Raw genomic sequence first — 22,960 nt, forward strand, 5'->3', positions numbered from 1 at the left:
GGCGTCCTCGTGGGGGCTCGGGCTGCGGCGGGCGGGGGTGAGCCGCGCGGGCGTGCTGCTGGGCGTCAGGCGCGCAGGGCGTCGATGGCGTCCGCGAGAGCGGTCGGCACCTGCGGTACGAGGGTGTGCTCGCCGTCGCGTACGACGTGCCGGCCGGCCACGACCGTATGGCGTACGTCGGCTCCCGTCGCGGCGAATACGGCCGTCTCGGCACCGAGGCGCGGCAGCGGTCCCGCTGTCCTGACCGAGTCGAGGGCGATCGTCGTGAAGTCGGCGAGCGCCCCCGGCTCCAGGATGCCCGCGTCGTCCCAGCCCAGGGCCGCGTGGCCGTCGGCGGAGGCGGCGCGCAGCAGGGCGGCCGCCGTCCAGTGACCGCGGGTGCGGGTGCGCAGGCGCTCGTTCAGCTCCATCGCGCGGGCCTCTTCGAGGAGGTCGATGACGGCGTGGCTGTCGGAGCCGAGGGAGAGGGGCGAGCCCGCTCTTTGCAGAGCGACCGCCGGGCCGATGCCGTCCGCCAGGTCCCGCTCCGTCGTCGGGCACATGCAGGTGCCCGTCCCGGAGCCGCCGATCAGGGCGATGTCCTCGTCCGTGAGGTGCGTGTTGTGGACGCCCGTCGTGCGCGGGCCGAGGACACCGTGGTCGGCGAGCAGCCGGGTGGGTGTGCAGCCGTGCGTGGCCTGGCAGGCGTCGTTCTCCGCCGTCTGCTCGGACAGATGCACATGCAGCGGGGCCCGCCGCTCCTCGGCCCAGCGCGCGACCGTCGCCAACTGCCCCGCGGGAACGGCCCGTACGGAGTGAATGGCCGCACCGATCCGTGCGTGATCCCGGTCCTTGAGAACTGAACAGCGTTCCGCCCAGGCGTCGGCCGTGCCGTCGGAGAAGCGCAGCTGGTGCTGGTTGGGCGGCTGGCCGAAGCCGGCGGAGAGGTAGGCGGTGTCGAGGAGGGTGATACGGATTCCGGCTTCGGCGGCGGCGGCGATCAGTGCCTCGCCCATCGCGTTGGGGTCGGCGTAGGGGGTGCCGCCCGGGGCGTGGTGCACGTAGTGGAACTCGCCGACGGCCGTGACGCCGGCCAGCGCCATCTCGGCGTACACGGCGCGCGCGAGCGCGTGGTAGGTCTCCGGGGTCAGCCGGTCCGCGAAGGAGTACATGATCTCGCGCCAGGTCCAGAAGGTCCCGGAGCCGACCTGGACGGTACCGCGCAGGGCGCGGTGGAAGGCGTGCGAGTGGGCGTTCGCGAGCCCGGGGAGGGTGAGTCCGCGGAGGATCTCGGCGCCCGGGGGCGGGGTGTCGACGCCCGTGCGGACGGCGGTGATGCGGCCGTCCGCCACCTCCAGGGCCACGCCCGGCTCGACGTGGGTGTCGAGCCAGGCGTGTTCCAGCCAGTACGTCTGCGTCACCTGCAGGCCAGCCCTTCGAGTACGTCGGCGAGTGCGGTCACCCCGGCCACGCAGTCGTCCTCGGCGGCGTACTCGGCCGGGGAGTGCGAGACACCCGTGGGGTTGCGTACGAACAGCATGGCGGTCGGGACGGTGCCGGAGAGGATTCCGGCGTCGTGTCCGGCACCCGTGCCCAGAACGGGGACCGTGAGTCCCGCGTGCTTGTCCTTGCCCAGGATGCGGGCGAGCTCGTCGCGCAGGGCGTGCTCGAACTCCACGACGGGGGTGAACGACTCACGGACGACGTCGAGTTCGACGCCGTGCGCCTCCGCGTACTCGCGGGCCGCCTTCTCGACGCCGGTGACGACCGTGTCGAGGGTCGGCTGGTCGGCGGCGCGGGAGTCGAGCCAGCCTCGGACGAGGGAGGGGATGGCGTTCACGCCGTTCGGCTCGACGGAGATCTTGCCGAAGGTGGCCACGGCGCCCGCGAGTTGGGCCTCGCGGCGGGCGGCCAGCACCGTCTCCGCGTACGACAGCATCGGGTCGCGGCGGTCCACGAGCCGGGTGGTGCCCGCGTGGTTGGCCTCGCCGCGGAAGTCGAACCGCCAGCGGCCGTGCGGCCAGATGGCGCTCGCGATACCGACCTGGTCACCGCTCAGGTCGAGGGCGCGCCCCTGCTCGACGTGCAGCTCCACGAAGGCCCCGATCCGGCCGAGCCGCTCGGGGTCCGGGCCGATGGTGTCGGGGTCGTACCCGGCGCGCTCCATGGCCTGCGGCAGCGTGACGCCGTCGCCGTCCGTGAGCCGGTGCGCCTGTTCGACGGTGAGCTGTCCGGCGGCGAGCCGCGACCCGACGCAGGCCAGCCCGAACCGGGCGCCCTCCTCGTCACCGAAGTTCACGATGGCGAGGGGCCGGGTGAACTCCACCTGCCGGGCGCGCAGTTCGTCCAGCGCGGCGAAGGACGACACGACCCCGAGGGGCCCGTCGAACGCCCCGCCGTCCGGCACGGAGTCCAGATGCGACCCCGTGACGACAGCGTCCCCTTCGGCGGGGTCCCCGAGCCAGGCCCACTGGTTCCCGTTGCGGTCCAGTTCGTAGGTCAGCCCGCGGGACTCGGCCTGTGCCCGGAACCATGCCCGGCAGTCGGCGTCGGCCCCGGTCCAGGCGAAGCGGCGGTAGCCGCCGGAGGCGGAGCTGCGGCCGATCGGCAGCAGCTCCGCCCACATGCTGTGGAAGGTCACGCGTCGCCGCCCTCGCGCATCGGCACGCGCACGCCGCGCTCGTCGGCGACCGACTCCGCGATGTCGTACCCGGCGTCCACGTGCCGGATGACGCCCATGCCCGGGTCGTTCGTCAGCACCCGGCGGATCTTCTCGCCGGCGAGCTTGGTGCCGTCGGCGACTGAGACCTGGCCCGCGTGGATGGAGCGGCCCATGCCGACGCCGCCGCCGTGGTGGATGGAGACCCAGGAGGCGCCCGACGCCACGTTCACCATGGCGTTCAGCAGCGGCCAGTCGGCGATCGCGTCGGAGCCGTCGAGCATGGCCTCGGTCTCGCGGTACGGGGAGGCGACGGAGCCGCAGTCGAGGTGGTCGCGGCCGATGGCCAGCGGGGCCGCCAGCTCACCCGAGGCGACCATGTCGTTGAAGCGCTCGCCGGCCTTGTCGCGCTCGCCGTAGCCGAGCCAGCAGATGCGGGCCGGGAGGCCCTGGAAGTGGACGCGCTCGCCGGCCATCTTGATCCAGCGGTGCAGGGACTCGTTCTCCGGGAAGAGGTCGAGGATCGCCTTGTCCGTCTTGTGGATGTCGGAGGCCTCGCCGGACAGGGCCGCCCAGCGGAAGGGGCCCTTGCCCTCGCAGAAGAGGGGGCGGATGTAGGCGGGGACGAAGCCGGGGAAGGCGAACGCCCGCTCGTACCCGGCGAGCTGGGCCTCACCGCGGATCGAGTTGCCGTAGTCGAAGACCTCGGCGCCGGCGTCCATGAAGCCGACCATCGCCTCGACGTGCTTGGCCATGGACTCACGGGCGCGGGTGGTGAAGCCCGCCGGGTCCTTGGCAGCGGCGTCGGCCATGTCGTCGAAGTCGATGCCGATGGGGAGGTAGGCCAGCGGGTCGTGGGCCGAGGTCTGGTCGGTCACGATGTCGATGGGGGCGCCCTCGGCCAGCATCTGCGGGAGCAGCTCGGCCGCGTTGCCGAGCAGGCCGATGGAGAGCGGCTTGCGGGCGTCGCGCGCCTCGACGGCCAGCTCCAGCGCGTGCCGCAGGTTGTCGGCCTTGACGTCGAGGTAGCGGTGCTCGATGCGGCGCTCGATGGCGCGCGGGTCGACGTCGATACAGATCGCGACGCCGTCGTTCATCGTCACGGCGAGCGGCTGGGCGCCGCCCATGCCGCCGAGACCGGCGGTCAGGGTGATGGTGCCCGCGAGCGTGCCGTTGAACTTCTTGGCGGCGACGGCGGAGAAGGTCTCGTAGGTGCCCTGGAGGATGCCCTGCGTGCCGATGTAGATCCAGGAACCGGCGGTCATCTGGCCGTACATGGTGAGGCCGAGGGCCTCCAGGCGGCGGAACTCCTCCCAGTTCGCCCAGTCGCCGACCAGGTTGGAGTTGGCGATGAGGACGCGCGGGGCCCACTCGTGGGTCTGCATGACGCCGACGGGGCGGCCGGACTGGACGAGCATCGTCTCGTCCTGCTTCAGGGTGCGCAGCGTGCGGACCATGGCGTCGAAGGAGCGCCAGTCGCGGGCGGCCTTGCCGGTGCCGCCGTAGACGACGAGCTTGTCGGGGTGCTCGGCGACCTCGGGGTCGAGGTTGTTCTGCAGCATCCGCAGGGCGGCTTCCTGCTGCCATCCCAGGGCGCTCAGTTCCGTACCGCGCGGCGCTCGTACGGGGCGGGGTCCTGACATGGTCTGCCTCCTGTGCGGACTGTTCCGGCTGATGGTGCAGCGGAGTGTTCGGAGTGTTGCAGTAGCTATTCACATCCTGACTTCTTGAATAGAGCTAGTCAATAGCTGCATGGGCCAGCGCGGCCACGTCGTGGGTGTTTGGCTGGGATGTATGGGCGCAGACAGGGACAGGACGGGGAATCCGGTGGGCGACGCGGCGGGCAGGTCCGGGGTGTCTTCGCACGGCTTGGACGAGGAGGGCTCCGACCGCGTCGCCCGGCGCGACGAAGCCGTCCGGGCCACCTTGGAGCAAGGGCTCCTCGGGCCGAGAACCCCCATCGTCGCGCTCCTCGACGTCCCCGGCATCCGGGCCTCGGCGGCCTCCCTGCGGGCCGCCTTCGACACGGTGACCGCTCCCGGCACCCCCGTGCTGCACGCCTTCGCGGTGAAGGCGACCCCGCTCGTGCCCGTCCTGCGGCTGCTGCACGAGCAGGGCATCGGCGCGGAGGTGGCGAGCCCCGGGGAGCTCGCCCTCGCCCGGGCGGCCGGGGTGCCGCCGGCCCGCACCGTGCTCGACTCCCCCGCCAAGACGCCCGCCGAACTGCGCGAGGCGCTGGCGCTGGGGATCGCGGTCAACGCGGACAATCCGCAGGAGCTGGACCGCATCGACGGCCTGGTGCGGTCCGCGAACACCCGCTCCCCCCTCGGAATCCGGGTGAACCCGCAGGTCGGCGGGGGTTCCATCGAGGCGCTGTCCACCGCCACGGCGACCTCCAAGTTCGGAGTCGCGCTGCGGGACGAGGGCGCGCGGGAGTGGATCGTCGGGGCGTACGCCGACCGCCCGTGGCTGACCCGGCTGCACGCGCACACCGGGTCGCAGGGCATGCCGCTCTCGCTGATGGCGCGGGGCGTGGCGGAGACGTACGCGCTGGCCGAGGAGATCAACCGGCGGCTCGGGCGGCGGCAGGTCGACACGATCGACATCGGCGGCGGGCTGCCGGTGAACTTCGGCTCGGAGGCGACGGGCCCGACGTACGCGCAGTACGCGCGGCTGCTCGCCGAGTCGGTGCCCGGGCTCTTCGACGGGCGGTACGGGCTGGTCACCGAGTTCGGGCGGTCGCTGCTCGCCAAGCACGGGACGGTGCTCGCACGGGTCGAGTACACGAAGTCCGCCGGGGGCCGGGCGGTCGCGGTCACGCACGCGGGCGTGCAGGTGGCGGCCCGCACGGTGTACGCGCCCGCGTCCTGGCCGCTGCGGATCGCCGCGTACGACGCGAAGGGCCGGCCCAAGGCGGGACCGGACACCGTCCAGGACATCGCGGGCCCCGCCTGCTTCGCGGGCGACCTGCTCGCCGAGGGGCGCGCGCTGCCCCTGCTCGAACCGGGCGACTACGCGGCCGCACTGGACACGGGCGCGTACTACTTCGCCCACCACTACGCGTACAACTCCCTCGCCCGGCCGGGCATTTACGGCTTCGCACCGGACGGGGAGGGCGGGGTGCGCTTCGCGGTCGTACGGGAGCCGCAGACCCTCGACGAGATCGTCGCGGAGTCGGGCGGGGCACAGCCGTCGGCACTGACGGGCCTTTAACCTCCGCCAGACGGGCACACCCTGGGCTTCGCCCCACCGGACCGGCCGCCACGGGCCTTCACCCTCCGACGGACCGGCTCCCGCGGGGCGTTGGCCCCCGACGGGCCGACTCCCACGAGCCTTCGGCCTCCGCCGGACCGGCGCACCCTTCGCCCCCGGCAAACCGCCTCCCGCAAGGCCTCGGCCTGCGACGGACGACTCCCTCGGGGCCTCGACCTCCGGCGGACGGGCGCTCTGCGGGCTTTCGCCCGTCTCCGGCGAGCCGCGCGAGCCTGTTTGCCCGCATTCCCGTTCGCGCACCCCACCGACCCGCGCTCACCCCGGCGGGCCGGCGGCGCCCGCCACGCCTCCGCGCGCCCCCGCACACCCTTGCGCGCCCACGCGCACCCCCCGGCAAGCCTTCGAAGCGGCTCGAACAGGCCAGAAAATATGGTCAGTTGACCCACCTTAGTCACCAGGGGCATGTTCCACAGGAAAATGCCAGATCCCTCACCCCTCGCGCACACGTTGCGTAACTTCGGCGTCACTCGGCCGAACCCTTGGCGGGAGGGGAGACACGGTGCCCGGAATCGACGAGTGCCTACTGGAAGCCATGACACTGCCCGGTGCCCGGGGTGCCGCGGTGGTCGACTGGACCAGCGGCCTGGCCCTGGGCACCGTCGGGGAAGCGCCGGGCGGTGATCACGAGACGACCGCGGCGGAGGCCGCCGAGCTCGCCCGGCTCGCCGCCGAACACCGCGCGTTCGCCCCGGCCGACGGCTCCGACTGGTCCGAGCAGGAGACACCGGTCGAGGACCTGATCATCAGCAACCGGGACAGCTACCACCTGCTGCGGTTCGTGCGGACGACCTTCGACAGCAGTGTGTTCCTGCATCTCTGGCTGGCCCGCGCCGACGGCAATCTCGCGCTGGCCCGCATCCGGCTCGGCGACCTGGCCGGACGGCTGGTGCTGGGATGACGACGGTCAGGACACCTCCCCCGCCCCGGCTCCCCGTCCGGGACAGAGCGGCGGACCCCTCCGGCGGCGTCTCGCCGATGCTCAGCCGGCTCGCCGCCGAGCGGGCCACCGGCGTCCTGATGCGCGAGCGCGGCACGCTCTACCTCGCCGACGGCGACGTGGTGCACGCCGAGAGCCCCGCCACTCCCGGGCTGGAGGCGCTGTTCGCCGCCCGGGGAGTGCTGGACGCCGAGGTGTGGCGGGAGGCCGTCGCCGCGGCCGGGGCGCGCCGCGAGGTCGGCCGCTTCCTGGTCGACAGCGGCCGGATCGCGGAGGGCGCCCTGGAGCTGTGCCACCTCGGCTCGCTGTACGACGCGGCGTACTTCGTGCTCGGGCCGAGCAGCACCCCGACCCGCTTCCGGTACGGGGCGGCGCACTGGCTCGGCCCCGTGCGCCCGGTACCGGTGGCCGCGCTGGAGCGCGAGACCGTGCGCCGTCGCGAACTGCTGCACCGCATCTGGCCCGACCCGGCGACGGACACCGCACCGCTGGTGCGCTCCCGGCTCGCCGCCGGGCCGCCGGTCCCGCTGCGCCAGGAAGCCGTCCTCGGCCGGGTGGACGGTGTGCGCACCGCGGCGGACGTCTCGCTCGCGCTGGGGCGGCCCGCGTTCCACACCCTGGTCGAGCTGCGACGGCTGGCCGCCGCCGGGCTCGTGACGGCGGCACCCCCGGCCGAGCCGCCTCCCGTGCCCCGTGTGCTCACGCAGTCCTCCACCGATCCCGACGTCGCGTTGCTGCGGCGGCTCAGAGACGCACTGGAGGCCCTGTGAGCCCCAACCCGCGGGAGGCCTTGTGATCCGCGCGCTACGACAGCGTGCCGAGAGGAGACTGCTGATGGCGGCGGAGCCCGAAGTCCTCGACGAACTGCACCGGCTGAGGGCCCGAGTGCCCCAGCTGACCGGGGCGCTGGCTGCCAGCGCCGACGGTCTGGTCCTCGCCCACGACACCCCCGGCGTGGAGCCGGACGGCCTGGCCGCGCTCACCGCGGCCGCGCTGGGCGTCGCCGTTCGGATGGCGGACGCCACCGGGCAGGGCGACTTCCGCGAGCTGCTGGTGCGCGGCGTCCACGGCTATGTGGCGACGTACGCGGCGGGTGCCTCCGCCGTGCTGACGCTGCTGGCCCAGGACCGGGTCAACGTCGGCCGGCTGCACCTGGAGGGGCGCCGCTCCGGCACCCGGATCGGCGAGCTCGTGGACGCCGCGACGGCGCGCGGCGAACCGGTCGCCCCGGCGCGGGCTCCCGCGAAGACCGCCTCCCCGCCCTCACGTACCCGCACGGCGCGCGGCACGGCAAGTTCCCGCGCCACCACCCAGACCCCCAACACCCCCACCACATCGGAAAGTTGAAAGGAACCGGCACCATGGCCAACACCGAAACCGCGCTCAAAGAGGCGCTCGCATCCATCGAGGGCGCGACCGGAGCCGCTCTCGTCGACTACACCAGCGGAATGGCGCTGGGCACGATCGGCGGCAGCAAGGGCTTCGACCTCACCGTCGCGGCGGCCGGCAACACCGACGTCGTACGCGCGAAGCTGCGCACCATGGAACACCTGGGGCTGAAGGGCGACATCGAGGACATCCTGATCACGCTGACCGACCAATACCACCTGATCAGGCTGATCAAGGGGCGCGGCGGCAACGGCCTGTTCCTGTATGTGGTGCTCGACGCCAAGCGGTCCAACCTGGCGATGGCCCGCCACCAGTTGCGCAGGATCGAGGCGGACCTGGAGGTGTAGCCGACAGCAGCCGCCGTCAGCGGCGCCGCGCTCCGCCGGGCGCGGCGTCGCCTGCCGAGACACCGGTGGCCCGGCAGGCCTTGACCGGCTTGCCCGCGGGGGCGCCCGCGCGCCGGCCGAGCCAGTCGACGCGGACCCAGATCAGCGCCTGCTCGGCGCGTTCGCGGCGCCCGAGCCAGCCGGCCTTCAGCCACAGCCCGACGCCCGCACCGGCGAGCATCATGCCGCCCGCGGCGGGCATCACGAACGAGCTGCCCAGCGCGGCCACGGAGGCGAGGACAAGCCACCAGCGGTGGCCTCGGCGCCAGTTGCGTACCGTCACGGCGCGGTCCTTGAGGACGTCGTGCTTGCCGGCGCGGGCGGCGGAGCGGACCAGGGCGGCGTACCGCTTCCTGTGCCAGTACGCCACCACGGCGGCCGTGACGATGAACAGCACGGCCCCGGCCATGACCCCGATCCGGCGCCCGGTCAGCCCCGGCACCAGCACTCCGATCCCGGCCGCGAACACCCCGAACCACCACAGTGGGGCCGCCCCGGCCCTCACGACGACGGCCACCCGAGCCAGCCCTTGCCCTCCGCGCGCCACGTTCCGCCTCCCGTCCAGCGTTTCCAGCGTTCTCAGCGCTTCTTACAGCGCTTCCTTCAGCGTCTTCGGGCGCGCACGCTAGCGAGGGAAGGTGAGACGAGTCTGAGAAGCACCGCCGCTCCACCGCAGGGTGACTACTCCACGAACAGGCCTCGCGCGGCGGCCCGCGCGTCGAACTCCTCCAGCCGTGCCTGCGCGTCCGGCAGGTCGTCGCACATCGCCTCCAGCAGGACGCGACCCAGCAGCATCGGGGCACAGGCCGTGTCGAAGGCGAGGCCGGTGCCGACGGCGGCGGGGAGCAGCAGGTCCGACACCTTCGCCACCGGCGCGAAGGCGGAGTCCGCGACCGTGACGACGGTCAGCCCGGCCTCCTTCGCGTACGCCAGCGAGTCCACGACCTCGCGCGGGTGCCGGGGCAGGGCGAAGCACAGCAGGGCGCTCGCCCCGGCCCGGACCGCCGCGTCGATACGGTCCTGGAGCATCGTGCCGCTCTCGTGCAGCAGCCGTACGTCGGGGTGGACCTTGGCGGCGAAGTAGGCGAAGCCGTACGCCTGGGAGGCCGCGGCCCGCAGGCCGAGCACCGGGAGCGGGCGGGACGCCGCGAGCAGCCGGCCCGCCCTGGCGACCGGGCGCGGGTCGGCGAGCACCTCCGCGAGATGCTTCAGGTTCTCGATCTCGGCCTCGACGGCCTGCTGGTACTCGTTGTACGAGGCGGTGTCCACGGCCGGTTCGGCGGGCGCGACCTCACGCAGGTGCTTGCGCAGCGCGGGGTAGCCGTCGAAGCCGAGCGCGACCGCGAAGCGGGTGACCGAGGGCTGGCTGACCCCGGCGAGCTCGGCCAGCTCGACGCTGGACAGGAACGGCACGTCGGCGGCGCGCCGCACCATGCTGTGCGCGATGCGCCGCTGGGTCGGCGTCAGCCGGTGCCCCTCGAAGAGCGCCTGAAGCCGCGCGGCGGGACTGTCCGTCACGCCCATGTCCCTGTTCCTGTCCCCGTCCACGCCCGTGCTCCTGTCCATGCTCATGACGCGCTCCCCCTCCAGATGTCCGTGAACCGGTCGAGCACTGCGGCCGCCGCCGTCACATCGTCCGTGAGCGGGCGGTCGGCCTGGTCCGGTTCGAGGACCGACTCGGCCAGCTCCAGCGCGCGGCCGGCCGGCAGTTCCGGTTCGGGCCGCAGGTCGCGCTGGCGCAGCGCCCGTACGGCGGCCACCAGTTCACAGCCGACGACGAGACGGTACGCACCGCACGCCCGCAGTGTCTGACGTGCGGCGAGCGAGGCGAAGCTCGCCTGCTCCTCGACGCCCCGGGAGAGTACAGCGTGCCCGAGCGAGGCGGGTGCGGAGAAGGCCCGCAGATCGCCGAGGGCGGCAGCGGCGGCGTACTCCAGGATCATCACGCCGGACGAGGCGGGCTCGTGGTCGGCGAGGAAGGGGCGCAGCCGGGTGTAGGCGGGTTCGTTGAGGGTGGAGAGCCGCGAGGTCGACAGACGCGCCACCTGGGTGACCGCCAGCCTGAAGTGGTCCAGGGCGAGGGCGAGTTGGGCCTGGTAGAAGCCGCCGTGGTGGTACGCGGCCATGTCCTCGGGGGAGATGAGGGGGTTCTCGGCAGCGGCATTGATCTCAATATTGAGGACCCCTTCGAGCGCGTCCGCCGCGTCGTGCGCGGGCCCGTGGATCTGCGGGACGCACCGGAAGCCGTACGGGTCCTGGATCCGCCCGAGCGGCGGCGTCGGCCGGTCCGCCGCGCCGATCAGCTCCCGCATCCGGCGGGCCACTTCGACCGAGCCCTGGTGCGGGCGGGCGGCGTGCACGGGCGCCGCGTACGCCTCGTGCGACCCGTCGACGGCCAGCAGCGACAGCGCGGCGACGACCTGGGTGGCCCCGATGAGCCCGCGCAGCTCGTGCAGCGCGAGCGCCGCCTGGCCGAGGGTGAGCGCGTTGCTGCTGATGAGCGCGAGGGCGTCGTTGTTGTCGAGGGCCTGGGGTTCGGGGGCGAGATCCTGCGGGGAACGCCCACCCTCCAGGGCGAGGTCCGCGAGGGAGTGCCCGCCCTCCGGCCCCCGCCAGGGATGCTCACCCACCAGCGCGAGGCCGACCTGCGCCAGCGCCGCGATGTCGCCCGTGCCCACGGACCCGAACTCGTTCACAACGGGATACACCCCCGCCTCCAGCGCCTCGCACAGCGCCGTCACGACGGTGGGGCGCAGGCCCGCGCCGCCCGCGAGGAGCTGGTTGGCGCGGACGGCGAGCATCGCCCGGACCTGGCGGGCGGGGAGCTCCTCGCCGATGGCGCCGGCGTGGCTGCGCAGCAGCCGCAGACCGTGCCCCGCGGCGGCCTCGGTGGGCACGTCCTCGTTCCGGTTGGCGCCGACGCCGGTGGAGCGGCCGTAGACGCGGCCGGTCGCGGCGATCTGCCGGGCCGCGTCCCAGGACTCCTCGACGCGCTTCATCGCATCGGTGCCGGGCACCGGCCGCGCGGCCCCGTCGGCGAGCCGTACGACGTCCTCGACCCCGGTGCTCTGTCCGTCCAGGACCACGAGACCGACCGACGCCGGGGGTGTCACCGCATTCGCCGTGTCCACAATTCGAGACGACATAGCGTCCAAACTCCCCTCAATCCGGACATTCGATCTTGCCTGGCGGTCATAAGTAACCGGTGATTAACACCGAACCGTTGACAACCTATTCAGGTACAGAGAACTCTGCATGACGATATGCAGACCGGGCAAGGGACACCTCATGATCCAGTTCGATACGGTCCACAAGCGCTTCCCGAACGGCACGACAGCCGTCCACGACCTCTCCCTGGAAATGCCGGAAGGCGGCGTGACCGTCCTCGTCGGATCTTCCGGTTGCGGTAAGACGACCACCCTCAGGATGATCAACCGGATGGTCGATCCGACCTCCGGCACCATCCGGGTCGGCGGCAAGGACGTCCTGGAGCAGGACGCGGCCGAGCTGCGCCGTTCCATCGGTTACGTCATCCAGCAGTCGGGGCTCTTCCCGCACCGCACGGTGCTCGACAACATCGCCACCGTGCCGCTCCTCCTCGGCTGGGGCCGCAAGAAGGCACGGGCGAGGGCGGCCGAGCTCCTGGAGACCGTCGGCCTGGCCGCCGACGCCGGGAAGCGGTACCCGCACCAGCTCTCCGGCGGCCAGCAGCAGCGCGTCGGCGTCGCCCGCGCGCTCGCCGCCGACCCGCCCGTCCTCCTCATGGACGAGCCCTTCGGCGCGGTCGACCCGGTCGTGCGCACCCAGCTCCAGGACGAACTGCTCCGACTCCAGAAGGAGTTGAGCAAGACCATCGTCTTCGTCACGCACGACATCGACGAGGCGGTACGGCTCGGCGACCAGATCGCGATCTTCCGCACCGGCGGCCATCTGGTGCAGTGCGCGACGCCCGCGGAGCTGCTGGCCCACCCGGCGGACGACTTCGTGGCGGACTTCCTCGGCGCCGAGCGCGGCCTCAAGCTGCTCTCGCTGAAGTCCCTCGCGGACCTCCCGCAGGGCCCGGCCCCCGAGGGCGGCGCCTGGACCCTCGTCCTCGACGAGGCCCGCAAGCCGCTGCACTGGGCGTCGACGTCCTCAAAGTCCTCGACGGGCACAGAACTCCCCGTACGGCCACTGAAGGACACCGACTCCCTGCTGGCGGCCCTCAACGAGTCGATCGCCTCCCCCACCGGCCTGATCGCCCGGGTCGACGCGGCCGGAGTCCTCACCGGTGTCTCGTCCCGGGACGACATCCACGAGCAGGCGGGCCGTGCCCACACGGAAGCGAGCGTGCCCGCATGACCATCGACTGGTCGTGGATAGGCGACCACACGGACGACCTCACCACGCTCACCCTCTCCCACCTCCAGGCCGCCCTCTCGGCAGTCTTCTTCGGCCTGCTGATCTCGCTCCCCCTGGCCGTCGTAGCCCACCGGGTCCGCCCGCTGCGCGGCTTCCTCCTCGGCCTCTCGAACGTCCTGTTCACGATCCCGTCGATCGCGATCTTCGTACTCCTGCTGCCGGTAAGCGGTCTCACCCGCACCACGACGGTCATCGGCCTGACGGTCTACTCCCTGGTCGTCCTCCTGCGGAACACGGTCGAGGGCCTGGACTCGGTCCCGGCCAAGACGAAAGAAGCCGCGAAGGCGATGGGCACGCGCCCTCTGCGCACCCTCCTGACCGTCGAACTCCCCCTCGCCCTCCCGGTGATCATGGCGGGAGTCCGGATCGCCACGGTCATGTCGATCTCCCTGGTCTCCGTGGCGACCTACATCGGCGACGGCGGCCTCGGCCAGCTCTTCACCGACGGCTTCCAGCGCGACTTCCCGACCCCGGTCATCGCCGGTGTCGTCCTGACCCTGCTCCTTGCCCTGGTCGCGGACGCGCTGCTGGTCGCGATCCAGTACGTACTCACCCCGTGGACGAGGCGGCGAGCCTGATGTACGAACTCTTCAAGAACCTCGGCAGCTGGCTGATCAGCGGCGACCAGTGGTCGGGCACGGACGGCATAGCGCACCGCCTGGTCGAGCACCTGGAGTACTCCCTCTTCGCCACGCTCATAGCGGCCGCCATAGCCCTCCCGCTGGGCCTGCTGATCGGCCACACCGGCAAGGGCGCGTTCCTGGCCATCAACCTCGCGTCCTTCGGCCGCGCGCTCCCCACCGTCGGTCTGGTGGTCCTGGTCTTCCTGGTCAGCGGCCTGTCCCTGTGGTCGGTGTACGTGGCCCTCGTCGTCCTCGCCGTACCGGCCATCGTCACCAACACCTACGCGGGCATGAGCGCGGTGGACCCGGAGGTGAAGGACGCGGCACGAGGCCAGGGCATGCGAGGCCACCAAGTCCTCTTCCAGGTGGAAATCCCCCTGGCCCTCCCCTTGATCATGACGGGCCTGCGCCTCTCCCTCATCCAGGTGGTGTCCACCGCCACGATCGCCGCGTACGTCAGTTTCGGGGGCCTCGGCCGGTACGTCTTCGACGGCCTGGCCCAGCGCGACCTCGTCCAGGTTCTCGGCGGCGCGGCCCTGGTCGCGATCGTCGCCGTCGTACTCGACCTGGCGCTGGCCGGACTCCAGCGCTACCTCTTCCGCCACCGCCGTACCGCAGCCCACTGAGGAGCCGAAGAACCATGAACCGTAGGACCCTGCTCGGCGGCCTCTTCGCCGCCGCCTCCGTCCCCGCCCTCGCCGCCTGCGGCAGCGGCATCACCTCGCTCGACGGCTCCGGCAGCGCGGACAGCGGCGGCTCCGGATCCAGCGCCGGCGGCGTGACCATCGGCACCGCCAACTTCACCGAGAACCAGATACTCGGCTACCTGTACGCGGGTGTCCTGGGCGCCGCGGGCATCAAGACCAAGGTCCGCCCCAACCTCGGCTCGCGCGAGATCGTCGTCCCCGCGCTCGAGGGCGGCGACATCGACCTGCTCCCCGAGTACCAGGGCAGCCTCCTCCTCTACCTGGACGAGAAGGCCACGGACACGGAGGCGGGCGCCATGCAGAACACGCTGACCACCGTGCTGCCCAGCGGCCTAGAAGTCCTCCCCTACGCGGCCGCCGAGGACCGCGACAGCTTCGCCGTCACCAAGGAGACCGCCGACAAGTACGGCCTCACCTCCCTCGCCGACCTGCGCAAGGCCAACGGCAAGCTCATCCTGGGCGCCGCCGCCGAGATGAAGAAGCGCGTCGTCGGCGTCGTCGGCCTCAAGGACCGCTACGGCGTGGAGTTCAAGGAGTTCAAGTCCCTCGACTCCTCCGGCCCGCTGGTCAAGGGCGCCCTGAAGAAGGGCGACATCGACGTCGCCAACGTCTTCACCACGGACGTCGACGTCATCGAGAACGGCTGGGTAGTCCTGACGGACCCCCTCAACCTGATCCCGTCCCAGCACATCGTCCCCCTCATCGCCTCCCGCAAGGCCGACGCCAAGGTCCGCAAGGCCCTCGCCACCCTCGGCAACGCCCTCACCTCGGAGGAACTCACCAAGCTCAACCGCCTGGTGGACAAGGACAAGAAGGACCCGGACGAGGTGGCTGCGGCCTGGCTGAAGGGGAAGAAGCTGGCGTGAGGGGTCATGAACGGGGCTGGTCACGCAGTTCCCCGCGCCTCTTAAAAGCACTAGGGGCGGGCCGGCAGTTGTTTAGAGGCGCGGGGAACGGCGCGAGCAACCCCCACCGCCCCGCACCCGAGGAACCACCCCGCATTTCAGGGGCGCGGGGAACTGCGCAATCTTTTAGCGGGGTCTGGGGGCGCAGCCCCCAGGGATGGGACGGGTAGGGGCGGCGGGGGCGAATCCCAGCAGGCCTACACCCGCACCGCCGACCCCCGCTCACTCATCCGCGGCGCACAAAGAATCCTCTTCTTCCGCACCCGCTTTCCCTCGATCGCCGCAACGGTCAACCGAGCCGCCTCCGCCGCGATCTCGGCCAACCCCCAGTCGACCGTGGTCAACGGAGGCGTAAGCACCCTCGACACCGGGTGATCATCGAAGCCGACCACGGAGACATCGCGGCCCACCTCCAGCGAGGCCTCCGCCGCGGCGGCGTACACCCCGTACGCCAGCGAGTCGGAGAAGCAGAAGACGGCGGTCGCGGGCCGCGCCCCGTCCAGCACCCGTCGCGCCACGACCGTCGCCTCGCCCAACTCCTGCGGGCAGGGGACCAGTTCGGCATGCAGCCCGAGGCGGTCGGCGGCCTCACGGACGTATACGTCGGCGGGGCGGTCGGGCGTGCTGGGCCGTGTCGGGGTCAGTACGGTCACACGGCGGTGGCCGAGGCCGTGGAGGTACTCCAGTACGGCGTCGATGCCGGCCCTGTTGTCGAAGATGACCTGTCCGGCCGTGCGGGCCGCGCTCAGGGAGTCGCCGACGGCCACCACCGGGAGCGCGTCGGCGATGGCGGCCCAGCCCTCCGCTGAGGGGTTGACGGGGGACACCAGCAGCGCGTCGACCCGCTGGTCGCGCAGCTGCTTGGCGAGGACCAGTTCGCGGTCGGGGTCGCCGCCCGCGTCCAGGATCAGCGCGTAGCGGTCGCCGGCCAGCAGTTCCCGGCCGATGGCGGCCATCAGCTGCTGCTGCCAGAGGTCCTGGAGGTCGCCCGCGAGGACGCCGACCATGCTGGTGCGGCCGCTGGCGAGGGCGCGGGCGATGGGGTCGGCCTCGTAGCCGAGTTCGGCGGCGGCCTTGCGTACCCGCTCCTCGGTCTCCTTCGAGACGTGCTTGCCGCGCAGGGCATAGGAGACGGCGGCGGTGGAGAGGCCCGTGGCCTCGGCCACCTCCCGGAGGGTGGTGCGCTTGTTGGGCCTGGCCATGCCGGGAAGCCTACCGGGACCCGTCCACATTGTGGGCACGCGGCGTCGTCCGCTCCATGGCCGCACGGTTGACAGATCGGCAGCCATACGGTTGACAGATCGGCTTGTTAACCGCTTAAGTTAACCGCATAAGTGAAGCGTTTAACCACCGTCTGACCCCGCCTCCCGAGGACCGCCGCGTGCCCACCGACGTCCACCAGCACATCTGGCCGCCCGCCTTCGTCGAGCTGCTGCGCGCCCGCACCACGCCGCCGTACCTCGACGGCTGGACCCTGCACCTGACGGGCGAGCCGCCGTACGAGGTCGACCCGGCCGACCACGACATCGCGGCCCGCACCCAGCTGGCCCACGACGACGGCCTCGACCTGGCACTGGTGTCCCTCTCCAGCCCGCTCGGCATCGAATACCTGCCGCCCGCCGAAGCCGCCCCGCTGCTCACCGCCTTCCACGACGGCGCCCTCGCCCTCCCCGCGCCCTTCGGCGTCTGGGCCTCGCCCTGTCTGTCGGCACCGGACCCCGAGGCGGTCGCACGCGAACTGAGCCGTGGCTGCGCGGGCCTCCAGCTCCCCGCCACCGCACTGCTCGACGCGGCCGGCTGGGAGCGCTGCGCCCCGCTTCTCGACGTCCTCACCGACACCGGTCACGACAAGCCGCTCTTCATCCACCCGGGCACCGCCCCGCCCACCCCCGACGCCCCGCCGTGGTGGCCCGCCCTGGTGCCGTACCTCCACCAGATGCACGCGTCCTGGTTCGCCTTCCGCGCCTTCGGCCGTGCCCGGCACTCGCGCCTGCGCGTCTGTTTCGCGGCCCTCGCGGGCCTGGCCCCGCTGCACGGCGAGCGGCTCGCGGCCCGTGGCGGAGGGCGCGGCGAGGTCGACTTCGACGCCTTCTACGAGACCTCGTCCTACGGAACACGCGCCGTCGACGCACTCGTCCGGGCCGTCGGCATCGACGTGGTCGTCAGCGGCAGCGACCGCCCCTACGCACCCCCCGTCATCCCCGACCTCGGCGCGGACGCCGCCGTCCACGCCCTGCGCACCGCCAACCCCGCCCGCCTGCTGAAGGGAGCCACCCCATGACGTACGAGGCCCTGCCGGACCGCACCCTCGACAAGCGCGAGCTCCAGGCGCTCGCCGACGACCTCGCCGCCCGCCCCGAACTCTGGCGCGCACAGGTCGCCTTCTCCGACGAGGAGCGGCACTACGCGTCGCTGTACCGCGACGAGTACGTCGACGTCTGGCTGCTGTGCTGGACCCGGCAGAACGACACCGGCTGGCACGACCACGACATCTCCTCCGGCGCGGTCGCCGTCGTCCAGGGCGCGCTGAACGAGTCCAACCCGCGCATCGGCGGCAGCCATCTGTCCGTCACCGTCGGCGCGGGCGAGTCGTTCTGCTTCGGCCCCGAGCACATCCACCGCCTCACCGGCGCGACCGACGACACGGTCTCCATCCACGCGTACTCGCCGCCGCTGTGGCGCCTCGGCCAGTACGACATCACCGAGGACGGCCTGATGCGCCGGATGTCCGTCTCGTACGCCGACGAACTGCGGCCGCTGGACATCCCGGCCGCCTGACCACCTGACCAGGGGGCGCAGGCCCCGGCTCCCGATCAAGAACCGGTATCGCGGGGGCGATGATCCGGCGATGAGATAACCAAGTGTCGCTAAACGAACACTCAGGGTGATGTGCGCGTGCGTACGGTGAATGAGCGCTACAAGCACAACTCCTGAGGGAGCGTCATGCCCTCGAACCGCAGGGCCTTTCTGGCGGCGACCACCGCCGCGCTCACCGCGACCCCGACCGCTTCGGCCGCCGCCGCACCGCATCCACATCCACATCCGTACCGGGATCCGGACCCACATCCGCATCAGCACCCGACGACCGCCCGCGGGGCGCTCGCCGAACTCCTCGCGGGCAACCGGCGGTACGCCGCCGGGCACTCCCGTCATCCGCACGAGGGGCGCTCCCGGCGGCATGTCCTCGCCGCCGAGCAGCACCCGTTCGCGGTCGTCGTCGGGTGCATCGACTCGCGTGTGCCGCCCGAGCTGGTCTTCGACCAGGGGCTCGGGGACCTGCTCTGCATAAGGACCGCCGGCCAGGTGCTGGACGAGGCGGTGCTCGGGTCCATCCAGTACGGGGTGGCGGAGCTGCACATTCCGTTGGTGCTGGTGCTTGGCCACGAGCGGTGCGGGGCCGTCGCGGCGACGCTCGCGCATCTGCGCGACGGGACGCCCGTGCCGGGGCATCTCCGGCTGCTGGTGGACGAGATCGCCCCCGCCGCGCGGCGGACCCGGGGGCTGCCCGGGGACTGGGCCGATCACACCGTGCGGGCCCACACGGCGTGGGTCCGCGATGTGATCCGGGCGGATCCGGCGTTCGCCACGGCGCAGGTCGCCGCCGCGCGGTTCGACCTCGATACCGGGCGGGTGGGTCTGCTGCCCTGAGCCCCTCTTGTCGCCACGCATCTCTCTCCCCTCCCTTTCCGTACCCCCCATCTCCGTACCCCCCATCTCCGTACGCGAAGAAGTCACGCACCCCCCATGAAGCACTCCCCCGCCCTCACCCGGGCGCTCTCCGTCCTGCCCTCCTCCGCCGACTTCCGTTCCATGACCCGCGCCCCGCGGCGCGACCTCCTCTGTGGGCTCACGGTCGCCGTGGTCGCCCTCCCCCTCGCCCTCGGATTCGGGGTCACGTCCGGGCTCGGGGCCGCCTCCGGGCTGGCGACCGCGATCGTCGCGGGGACGCTCGCCGCGCTGTTCGGCGGGTCGGCGAGACAGGTCAGCGGTCCCACCGGGGCGATGACCGTCGTGCTGGTGCCGATCGTTCACGAGTACGGCGCCGACGGCGTGCTGACCGTCGGGCTGATCGCGGGTGTGATCCTGCTGGCGCTCGCCTTCGCCCGGGCGGGGGCCGCGATGGCGTACGTGCCCGCCCCTGTCATCGCCGGGTTCACCGTCGGCATCGCCTGCGTCATCGCCTTGCAGCAGGTGCCGTCGGCGCTGGGGGTGCCCGTGCCGGGCGGTGACCAGGTCGCGGAGGTGGCGGCGCGGGCGGCCGAGGAGTTCGGGCGGGGCCCGCAGTGGGCGGCGCTCGCGCTGTCGCTGGGGTCGGCGGCGGTGATGCTGGCCGGCGCCCGCTGGAAGCCCGGGGTGCCGTTCTCCCTCGTCGCCGTGGCCGCCGCGACGCTCGTCGCGGAGGGGCTCGGCCTGCACGTGACCCGGATCGGCAGCCTGCCCGCCTCCCTCCCCGCCCCCTCACTCGCCTTCTTCGACGTCTCCCGCGTGCCCTCCCTCCTCGCACCCGCCGCCGCGGTCGCGGCCCTCGCCGCCCTGGAGTCCCTGCTCTCCGCCTCGGTGGCGGACGGCATGCGCCCGGGTGAGCGCCACGACCCCGGCAAGGAACTCTTCGGCCAGGGCATCGCCAACCTCGCGGCCCCGCTGTTCGGCGGCGTACCGGCGACGGGCGCGATCGCGCGTACGGCGGTGAACGTCCGTACCGGCGCGGCCTCCCGTCTCGCGGCGCTCACGCACGCGGTGATCCTCGCCGGGATCGTCGCGGCGGCGGCCCCGCTGGTGGCGCGGATCCCGCTGGCCGCGCTGGCGGGTGTGCTGCTCGCGACCGCCGTACGGATGGTGGAGACGGGCGCGGTACGGGCGATGGCGCGCGCCACGCGCGGGGACGCCCTCGTGCTGGCGCTCACCGCGTGCGCGACGCTCGCCCTCGACCTGGTGCGGGCGGTGCTGCTCGGCCTCGGAGTGTCCGTGCTGCTCGCCCTGCGCGCGGCCGTGCGCGGCACCCGGCTCACTCCGGCGGCCGGCGACGAGGAGCCGGGGTGCGCGGAGGTCACGTACCGCTTCGACGGGCCCCTCCTGTTCGCCGCGGCCCACCGTTTCCGGCGCAGCCTGGCGGATGTGCACGGGGTGTCGGCAGTCGACCTGCGGATGTCGGGCCTGACGGCGGTCGACGCGACGGGCGCGCTGGCGCTGAAGGACGCGGTGGGGGATCTGCGGGGCCGGGGCATCGAGGTCCGCATCACCGGGGTCGAACGGGGTCACCGCAGGGTCCTGGAGTCGCTCGGGGTGCTGCCGCCGGGGGTGCAGCCCAGTGCGAACAGGGGGGTTGTCCCCAGTGCGACGGGGGTCCCGGCTCCCTAACGTGAGCACCATGACCGGTAGGGAAGCCCACGGCGACGCCGAACTGAAGAAGGAACTCGACGCCACTCTGCATGCGCGCAGGGAGCTGGGCGACGAGTACGAGTCCGCGCTGGTCGACTCGTTCCTGGAGAAGGTCGAACAGCGCCTCGACGGCGCGGTCGACCGCCAGGTGCGGCGACAGCTCGCCGAGCAGCAGATGGTGGTGGCCCGCGGCGCGCGCTCCGCACAGGGGTCCGACACCTGGGGTGAGCGCTTCGGGTTCGGGATCGTCTCGCTCGTCCTCGCGATCCCGTTGTCCGCGATCGGCGGCGGGGTGGCGGACCTGCCCGGCCTGCTGGTCGCCTGGGCCGGGATCGTAGGAGTGAACGTGGTCCAGGCCGCGCGTCTGTCCCCGAACTTCTTCGGCCGCCGCAAGGACAAGTCGCAGGGCTCGGACTGGGACGAGTAACGGCCCGGTTCAGGCGCAACGGAAGGGCCCGGCACCTGTGTGAGGTGCCGGGCCCTTCCGACGTGTTGCGCGGGGACCGCCGCACCCCCCGTTGCCGGGAGGGCGGGACGACGGCGGTCCCCGCGAGGGACGCGTGCCGGGTCAGGGCCGGGCTTGCGCGTCCGTGGCGTCCATGGAGGTCCGGGAGCCGCTCCGGAGGTCCTTGGCGCCGTTTTGGTGTGTCGCCGGGGCGGGGAGCCGCTCCCGCCCTGCCGACACCCACTAATGTGCCGGACCCGTGTTAAGCGGGTGCTGCGCGGACGTGACACGCTCGTACCACTTCCGCGAAGTTCCCCGCCGAAACAGCCGGAAGATCCCTTTCCGTGGCGGTACTTCAGGAGATTTCTTCCTGTGGCCCGGCGTATCCCTACTGCTTGGCGCCGCCCTTGGCGAGGAAGGACAGCAGGTCCTGGCGGCTGACGACGCCGGTGGGCTTGCCCTCGACGAGGACGATCGCGGCGTCGGCGGTGCCGAGCACGGACATCAGGTCGCCGACCGGCTCGCCGGAGCCGACCTGCGGCAGCGGCGACGACATGTGCTTCTCCAGCGGGTCCTCCAGGGAGGCCCGCTTGGTGAACAGCGCGTCGAGCAGCTCGCGTTCGACGACGGATCCGATGACCTCGGCGGCCATCACGTCCGGGTGTCCGGCGCCCGGCTTCACGATCGGCATCTGCGAGACGCCGTACTCGCGCAGCACCTCGATCGCCTCGCCGACCGTCTCCTCCGGGTGCATGTGGACGAGGGAGGGGATGGAGCCGCCCGCCTTGTCGTTGAGGACGTCGGCGACGCGCGCGCTCGGGCCGGTGTCCTCCAGGAAGCCGTAGTCGGCCATCCACTCGTCGTTGAAGATCTTGCTGAGGTAGCCGCGCCCGCTGTCGGGGAGCAGGACGACCACGACATCGTCCGGCCCGAGCCGCTCGGCGACCCGCAGCGCGGCGACGACGGCCATACCGCAGGAGCCACCGACGAGCAGCCCCTCCTCCTTGGCGAGGCGCCGCGTCATCTGGAACGAGTCCTTGTCGGACACGGCGACGATCTCGTCCGCGACGGTCCGGTCGTACGCCGTCGGCCAGAAGTCCTCGCCGACGCCCTCGACGAGATACGGCCGCCCGGAGCCGCCGGAGTACACGGACCCTTCCGGGTCGGCGCCGACGACCTGGACCTTGCCGTCACTGGCGTCCTTCAGATACCGCCCCGTACCCGAGATGGTTCCGCCGGTGCCCACGCCCGCGACGAAGTGGGTGATCTTCCCCTCCGTCTGCTCCCACAGCTCGGGGCCGGTGGAGTGATAGTGCGAGAGGGGGTTGTTCGGGTTGGAGTACTGGTCGGGCTTCCAGGCGCCCGGGGTCTCCCGCACCAGCCGGTCGGAGACGTTGTAGTACGAGTCCGGGTGCTCGGGATCGACGGCGGTCGGGCAGACGACGACCTCGGCACCGTAGGCGCGCAGCACGTTGATCTTGTCGGTGGAGACCTTGTCCGGGCAGACGAAGATGCACTTGTAGCCCTTCTGCTGGGCCACGATGGCAAGCCCCACACCGGTGTTTCCACTGGTCGGCTCGACAATCGTGCCCCCCGGCTTGAGGGCGCCGCTCTCCTCCGCGGCCTCGATCATGCGCAGGGCGATGCGGTCCTTCACGGACCCGCCGGGGTTGAAGTACTCAACCTTCGCCAGGACGGTCGCCTGGATGCCCGCGGTCACGTTGTTGAGCCTCACCAGCGGGGTGTTGCCGACGAGACTGATCATCGAGTCGTGGAATTGCACCGTTGTCTCCGGAGCTGCGTTCTAAAGGGATGGTCCCGTCAGCCTACGGCCCTGGGGGACCGTTCACGCGCCGTTGAGATTGGCCGACGTACTC

22 protein-coding genes are annotated in these 22,960 nt (G+C 72.3%); 14 read left to right on the forward strand and 8 right to left on the reverse strand.

Annotated elements, in window-relative coordinates; translation table 11 throughout:
• Positions 1–65: 65 nt before the first annotated feature.
• From OG975_RS19460 to hutU, 3 genes are read right to left on the reverse strand one after another with little or no spacing between them, the layout of a single operon-like run.
• The gene (locus OG975_RS19460) at positions 66–1,400 is read right to left on the reverse strand and encodes a formimidoylglutamate deiminase (RefSeq protein WP_406330552.1); all 1,335 of its coding nucleotides are present in this window, start codon (positions 1,398–1,400) and stop codon (positions 66–68) included.
• On the reverse strand, positions 1,397–2,620 hold the full coding sequence (locus OG975_RS19465) for an allantoate amidohydrolase (protein ID WP_406330553.1): 1,224 nt from the start codon (positions 2,618–2,620) through the stop codon (positions 1,397–1,399). The genes OG975_RS19460 and OG975_RS19465 overlap by 4 nt, the downstream gene beginning before the upstream one ends.
• Positions 2,617–4,281, reverse strand: coding sequence for a urocanate hydratase (hutU, locus tag OG975_RS19470; RefSeq protein ID WP_406330554.1), 1,665 nt, complete (start codon positions 4,279–4,281; stop codon positions 2,617–2,619). Before hutU ends, OG975_RS19465 begins: the two co-directional genes overlap by 4 nt.
• Before the next feature lie 151 nt (positions 4,282–4,432).
• On the opposite strand from hutU, the gene OG975_RS19475 reads away from it, so the two are divergent.
• The 5 genes from OG975_RS19475 (at position 4,433) to OG975_RS19495 (ending at position 8,584) form a co-directional block, all read left to right on the forward strand.
• Positions 4,433–5,851 (forward strand): diaminopimelate decarboxylase, encoded by a 1,419-nt coding sequence (locus tag OG975_RS19475; protein WP_406330555.1) that lies wholly within the window; start codon positions 4,433–4,435, stop codon positions 5,849–5,851.
• Between the two features lie 559 nt (positions 5,852–6,410).
• Positions 6,411–6,809 carry a hypothetical protein gene (locus OG975_RS19480; RefSeq protein WP_406330556.1) on the forward strand — a complete coding sequence of 133 codons (399 nt, stop codon included), beginning with the start codon at positions 6,411–6,413 and terminating at the stop codon, positions 6,807–6,809.
• The gene (locus tag OG975_RS19485) at positions 6,806–7,618 is read left to right on the forward strand and encodes a hypothetical protein (RefSeq protein ID WP_406330558.1); all 813 of its coding nucleotides are present in this window, start codon (positions 6,806–6,808) and stop codon (positions 7,616–7,618) included. The genes OG975_RS19480 and OG975_RS19485 overlap by 4 nt, the downstream gene beginning before the upstream one ends.
• 64 nt (positions 7,619–7,682) lie before the next feature.
• Positions 7,683–8,195 (forward strand): roadblock/LC7 domain-containing protein, encoded by a 513-nt coding sequence (locus OG975_RS19490; RefSeq protein WP_330305064.1) that lies wholly within the window; start codon positions 7,683–7,685, stop codon positions 8,193–8,195.
• A 14-nt stretch (positions 8,196–8,209) separates the two neighbouring features.
• On the forward strand, positions 8,210–8,584 hold the full coding sequence (locus OG975_RS19495; protein WP_406330559.1) for a hypothetical protein: 375 nt from the start codon (positions 8,210–8,212) through the stop codon (positions 8,582–8,584).
• A gap of 16 nt (positions 8,585–8,600) precedes the next feature.
• On the opposite strand, the gene OG975_RS19500 is transcribed toward OG975_RS19495, so the two are convergent.
• The 3 genes from OG975_RS19500 to OG975_RS19510 all read right to left on the reverse strand — a co-directional run bounded on the left by OG975_RS19500 (position 8,601) and on the right by OG975_RS19510 (position 11,769).
• On the reverse strand, positions 8,601–9,170 hold the full coding sequence (locus tag OG975_RS19500; protein WP_406330560.1) for a hypothetical protein: 570 nt from the start codon (positions 9,168–9,170) through the stop codon (positions 8,601–8,603).
• Positions 9,171–9,304: 134 nt separating this feature from the next.
• Positions 9,305–10,189, reverse strand: a complete 885-nt coding sequence (locus OG975_RS19505; protein ID WP_406336348.1) for a MurR/RpiR family transcriptional regulator — start codon at positions 10,187–10,189, stop codon at positions 9,305–9,307.
• Positions 10,190–10,191: 2 nt separating this feature from the next.
• Complete coding sequence (locus OG975_RS19510) at positions 10,192–11,769, reverse strand: aromatic amino acid ammonia-lyase (protein ID WP_406330562.1); 1,578 nt, start codon at positions 11,767–11,769, stop codon at positions 10,192–10,194.
• Positions 11,770–11,911: 142 nt separating this feature from the next.
• Between OG975_RS19510 and OG975_RS19515 the strand changes: the two genes are divergently transcribed.
• The 4 genes from OG975_RS19515 to OG975_RS19530 are packed head-to-tail and all read left to right on the forward strand — an operon-like array spanning position 11,912 to position 15,220.
• A complete protein-coding gene (locus tag OG975_RS19515) occupies positions 11,912–12,964 on the forward strand; it encodes an ABC transporter ATP-binding protein (protein ID WP_406330563.1) in 1,053 nt (350 codons plus the stop codon).
• Positions 12,961–13,602: an ABC transporter permease gene (locus OG975_RS19520; protein ID WP_327429259.1), complete on the forward strand. Its 642-nt coding sequence runs from the start codon at positions 12,961–12,963 to the stop codon at positions 13,600–13,602. Before OG975_RS19515 ends, OG975_RS19520 begins: the two co-directional genes overlap by 4 nt.
• Entirely contained in the window at positions 13,602–14,273 is a 672-nt protein-coding gene (locus OG975_RS19525; RefSeq protein ID WP_406336350.1) for an ABC transporter permease, read from the forward strand. Before OG975_RS19520 ends, OG975_RS19525 begins: the two co-directional genes overlap by 1 nt.
• A 14-nt stretch (positions 14,274–14,287) precedes the next feature.
• Positions 14,288–15,220: an ABC transporter substrate-binding protein gene (locus tag OG975_RS19530; RefSeq protein ID WP_406330564.1), complete on the forward strand. Its 933-nt coding sequence runs from the start codon at positions 14,288–14,290 to the stop codon at positions 15,218–15,220.
• A gap of 236 nt (positions 15,221–15,456) precedes the next feature.
• Here OG975_RS19530 and OG975_RS19535 read toward each other — a convergent pair whose 3' ends face one another.
• A complete protein-coding gene (locus tag OG975_RS19535) occupies positions 15,457–16,461 on the reverse strand; it encodes a LacI family DNA-binding transcriptional regulator (RefSeq protein ID WP_327429262.1) in 1,005 nt (334 codons plus the stop codon).
• Between the two features lie 179 nt (positions 16,462–16,640).
• Here OG975_RS19535 and OG975_RS19540 point away from each other — a divergent pair, with 179 nt between their 5' ends.
• The 5 genes from OG975_RS19540 to OG975_RS19560 all read left to right on the forward strand — a co-directional run bounded on the left by OG975_RS19540 (position 16,641) and on the right by OG975_RS19560 (position 21,065).
• Positions 16,641–17,540, forward strand: a complete 900-nt coding sequence (locus OG975_RS19540) for an amidohydrolase (RefSeq protein WP_406330565.1) — start codon at positions 16,641–16,643, stop codon at positions 17,538–17,540.
• Positions 17,537–18,037: a cysteine dioxygenase gene (locus tag OG975_RS19545; protein WP_406330566.1), complete on the forward strand. Its 501-nt coding sequence runs from the start codon at positions 17,537–17,539 to the stop codon at positions 18,035–18,037. The genes OG975_RS19540 and OG975_RS19545 overlap by 4 nt, the downstream gene beginning before the upstream one ends.
• Before the next feature lie 165 nt (positions 18,038–18,202).
• Positions 18,203–18,907, forward strand: coding sequence for a carbonic anhydrase (locus OG975_RS19550; RefSeq protein WP_406330567.1), 705 nt, complete (start codon positions 18,203–18,205; stop codon positions 18,905–18,907).
• Between the two features lie 96 nt (positions 18,908–19,003).
• A complete protein-coding gene (locus OG975_RS19555; protein WP_406330568.1) occupies positions 19,004–20,617 on the forward strand; it encodes a SulP family inorganic anion transporter in 1,614 nt (537 codons plus the stop codon).
• Between the two features lie 10 nt (positions 20,618–20,627).
• Positions 20,628–21,065, forward strand: a complete 438-nt coding sequence (locus OG975_RS19560) for a hypothetical protein (protein ID WP_406330570.1) — start codon at positions 20,628–20,630, stop codon at positions 21,063–21,065.
• Positions 21,066–21,471: 406 nt separating this feature from the next.
• Here OG975_RS19560 and OG975_RS19565 read toward each other — a convergent pair whose 3' ends face one another.
• Positions 21,472–22,866: a cystathionine beta-synthase gene (locus OG975_RS19565; RefSeq protein WP_327429268.1), complete on the reverse strand. Its 1,395-nt coding sequence runs from the start codon at positions 22,864–22,866 to the stop codon at positions 21,472–21,474.
• Positions 22,867–22,960 lie beyond the last annotated feature (94 nt).

Origin of the sequence: Streptomyces sp. NBC_00203 (genome assembly GCF_045206325.1) — a bacterium.
GTDB lineage: Bacteria > Actinomycetota > Actinomycetes > Streptomycetales > Streptomycetaceae > Streptomyces > Streptomyces lutosisoli.

What these genes read in the sequence shown, in the direction of transcription:
- hutU (WP_406330554.1), bottom strand. Translation starts at nt 4,281, where the DNA reads ATGTCAGGACCCCGCCCCGTACGAGCGCCGCGCGGTACGGAACTGAGC.
- OG975_RS19475 (WP_406330555.1), top strand. Translation starts at nt 4,433, where the DNA reads ATGGGCGCAGACAGGGACAGGACGGGGAATCCGGTGGGCGACGCGGCG.
- OG975_RS19485 (WP_406330558.1), top strand. Translation starts at nt 6,806, where the DNA reads ATGACGACGGTCAGGACACCTCCCCCGCCCCGGCTCCCCGTCCGGGAC.
- OG975_RS19490 (WP_330305064.1), top strand. Translation starts at nt 7,683, where the DNA reads ATGGCGGCGGAGCCCGAAGTCCTCGACGAACTGCACCGGCTGAGGGCC.
- OG975_RS19495 (WP_406330559.1), top strand. Translation starts at nt 8,210, where the DNA reads ATGGCCAACACCGAAACCGCGCTCAAAGAGGCGCTCGCATCCATCGAG.
- OG975_RS19505 (WP_406336348.1), bottom strand. Translation starts at nt 10,189, where the DNA reads ATGGACAGGAGCACGGGCGTGGACGGGGACAGGAACAGGGACATGGGC.
- OG975_RS19510 (WP_406330562.1), bottom strand. Translation starts at nt 11,769, where the DNA reads ATGTCGTCTCGAATTGTGGACACGGCGAATGCGGTGACACCCCCGGCG.
- OG975_RS19515 (WP_406330563.1), top strand. Translation starts at nt 11,912, where the DNA reads ATGATCCAGTTCGATACGGTCCACAAGCGCTTCCCGAACGGCACGACA.
- OG975_RS19520 (WP_327429259.1), top strand. Translation starts at nt 12,961, where the DNA reads ATGACCATCGACTGGTCGTGGATAGGCGACCACACGGACGACCTCACC.
- OG975_RS19525 (WP_406336350.1), top strand. Translation starts at nt 13,602, where the DNA reads ATGTACGAACTCTTCAAGAACCTCGGCAGCTGGCTGATCAGCGGCGAC.
- OG975_RS19530 (WP_406330564.1), top strand. Translation starts at nt 14,288, where the DNA reads ATGAACCGTAGGACCCTGCTCGGCGGCCTCTTCGCCGCCGCCTCCGTC.
- OG975_RS19535 (WP_327429262.1), bottom strand. Translation starts at nt 16,461, where the DNA reads ATGGCCAGGCCCAACAAGCGCACCACCCTCCGGGAGGTGGCCGAGGCC.
- OG975_RS19545 (WP_406330566.1), top strand. Translation starts at nt 17,537, where the DNA reads ATGACGTACGAGGCCCTGCCGGACCGCACCCTCGACAAGCGCGAGCTC.
- OG975_RS19550 (WP_406330567.1), top strand. Translation starts at nt 18,203, where the DNA reads ATGCCCTCGAACCGCAGGGCCTTTCTGGCGGCGACCACCGCCGCGCTC.
- OG975_RS19555 (WP_406330568.1), top strand. Translation starts at nt 19,004, where the DNA reads ATGAAGCACTCCCCCGCCCTCACCCGGGCGCTCTCCGTCCTGCCCTCC.
- OG975_RS19560 (WP_406330570.1), top strand. Translation starts at nt 20,628, where the DNA reads ATGACCGGTAGGGAAGCCCACGGCGACGCCGAACTGAAGAAGGAACTC.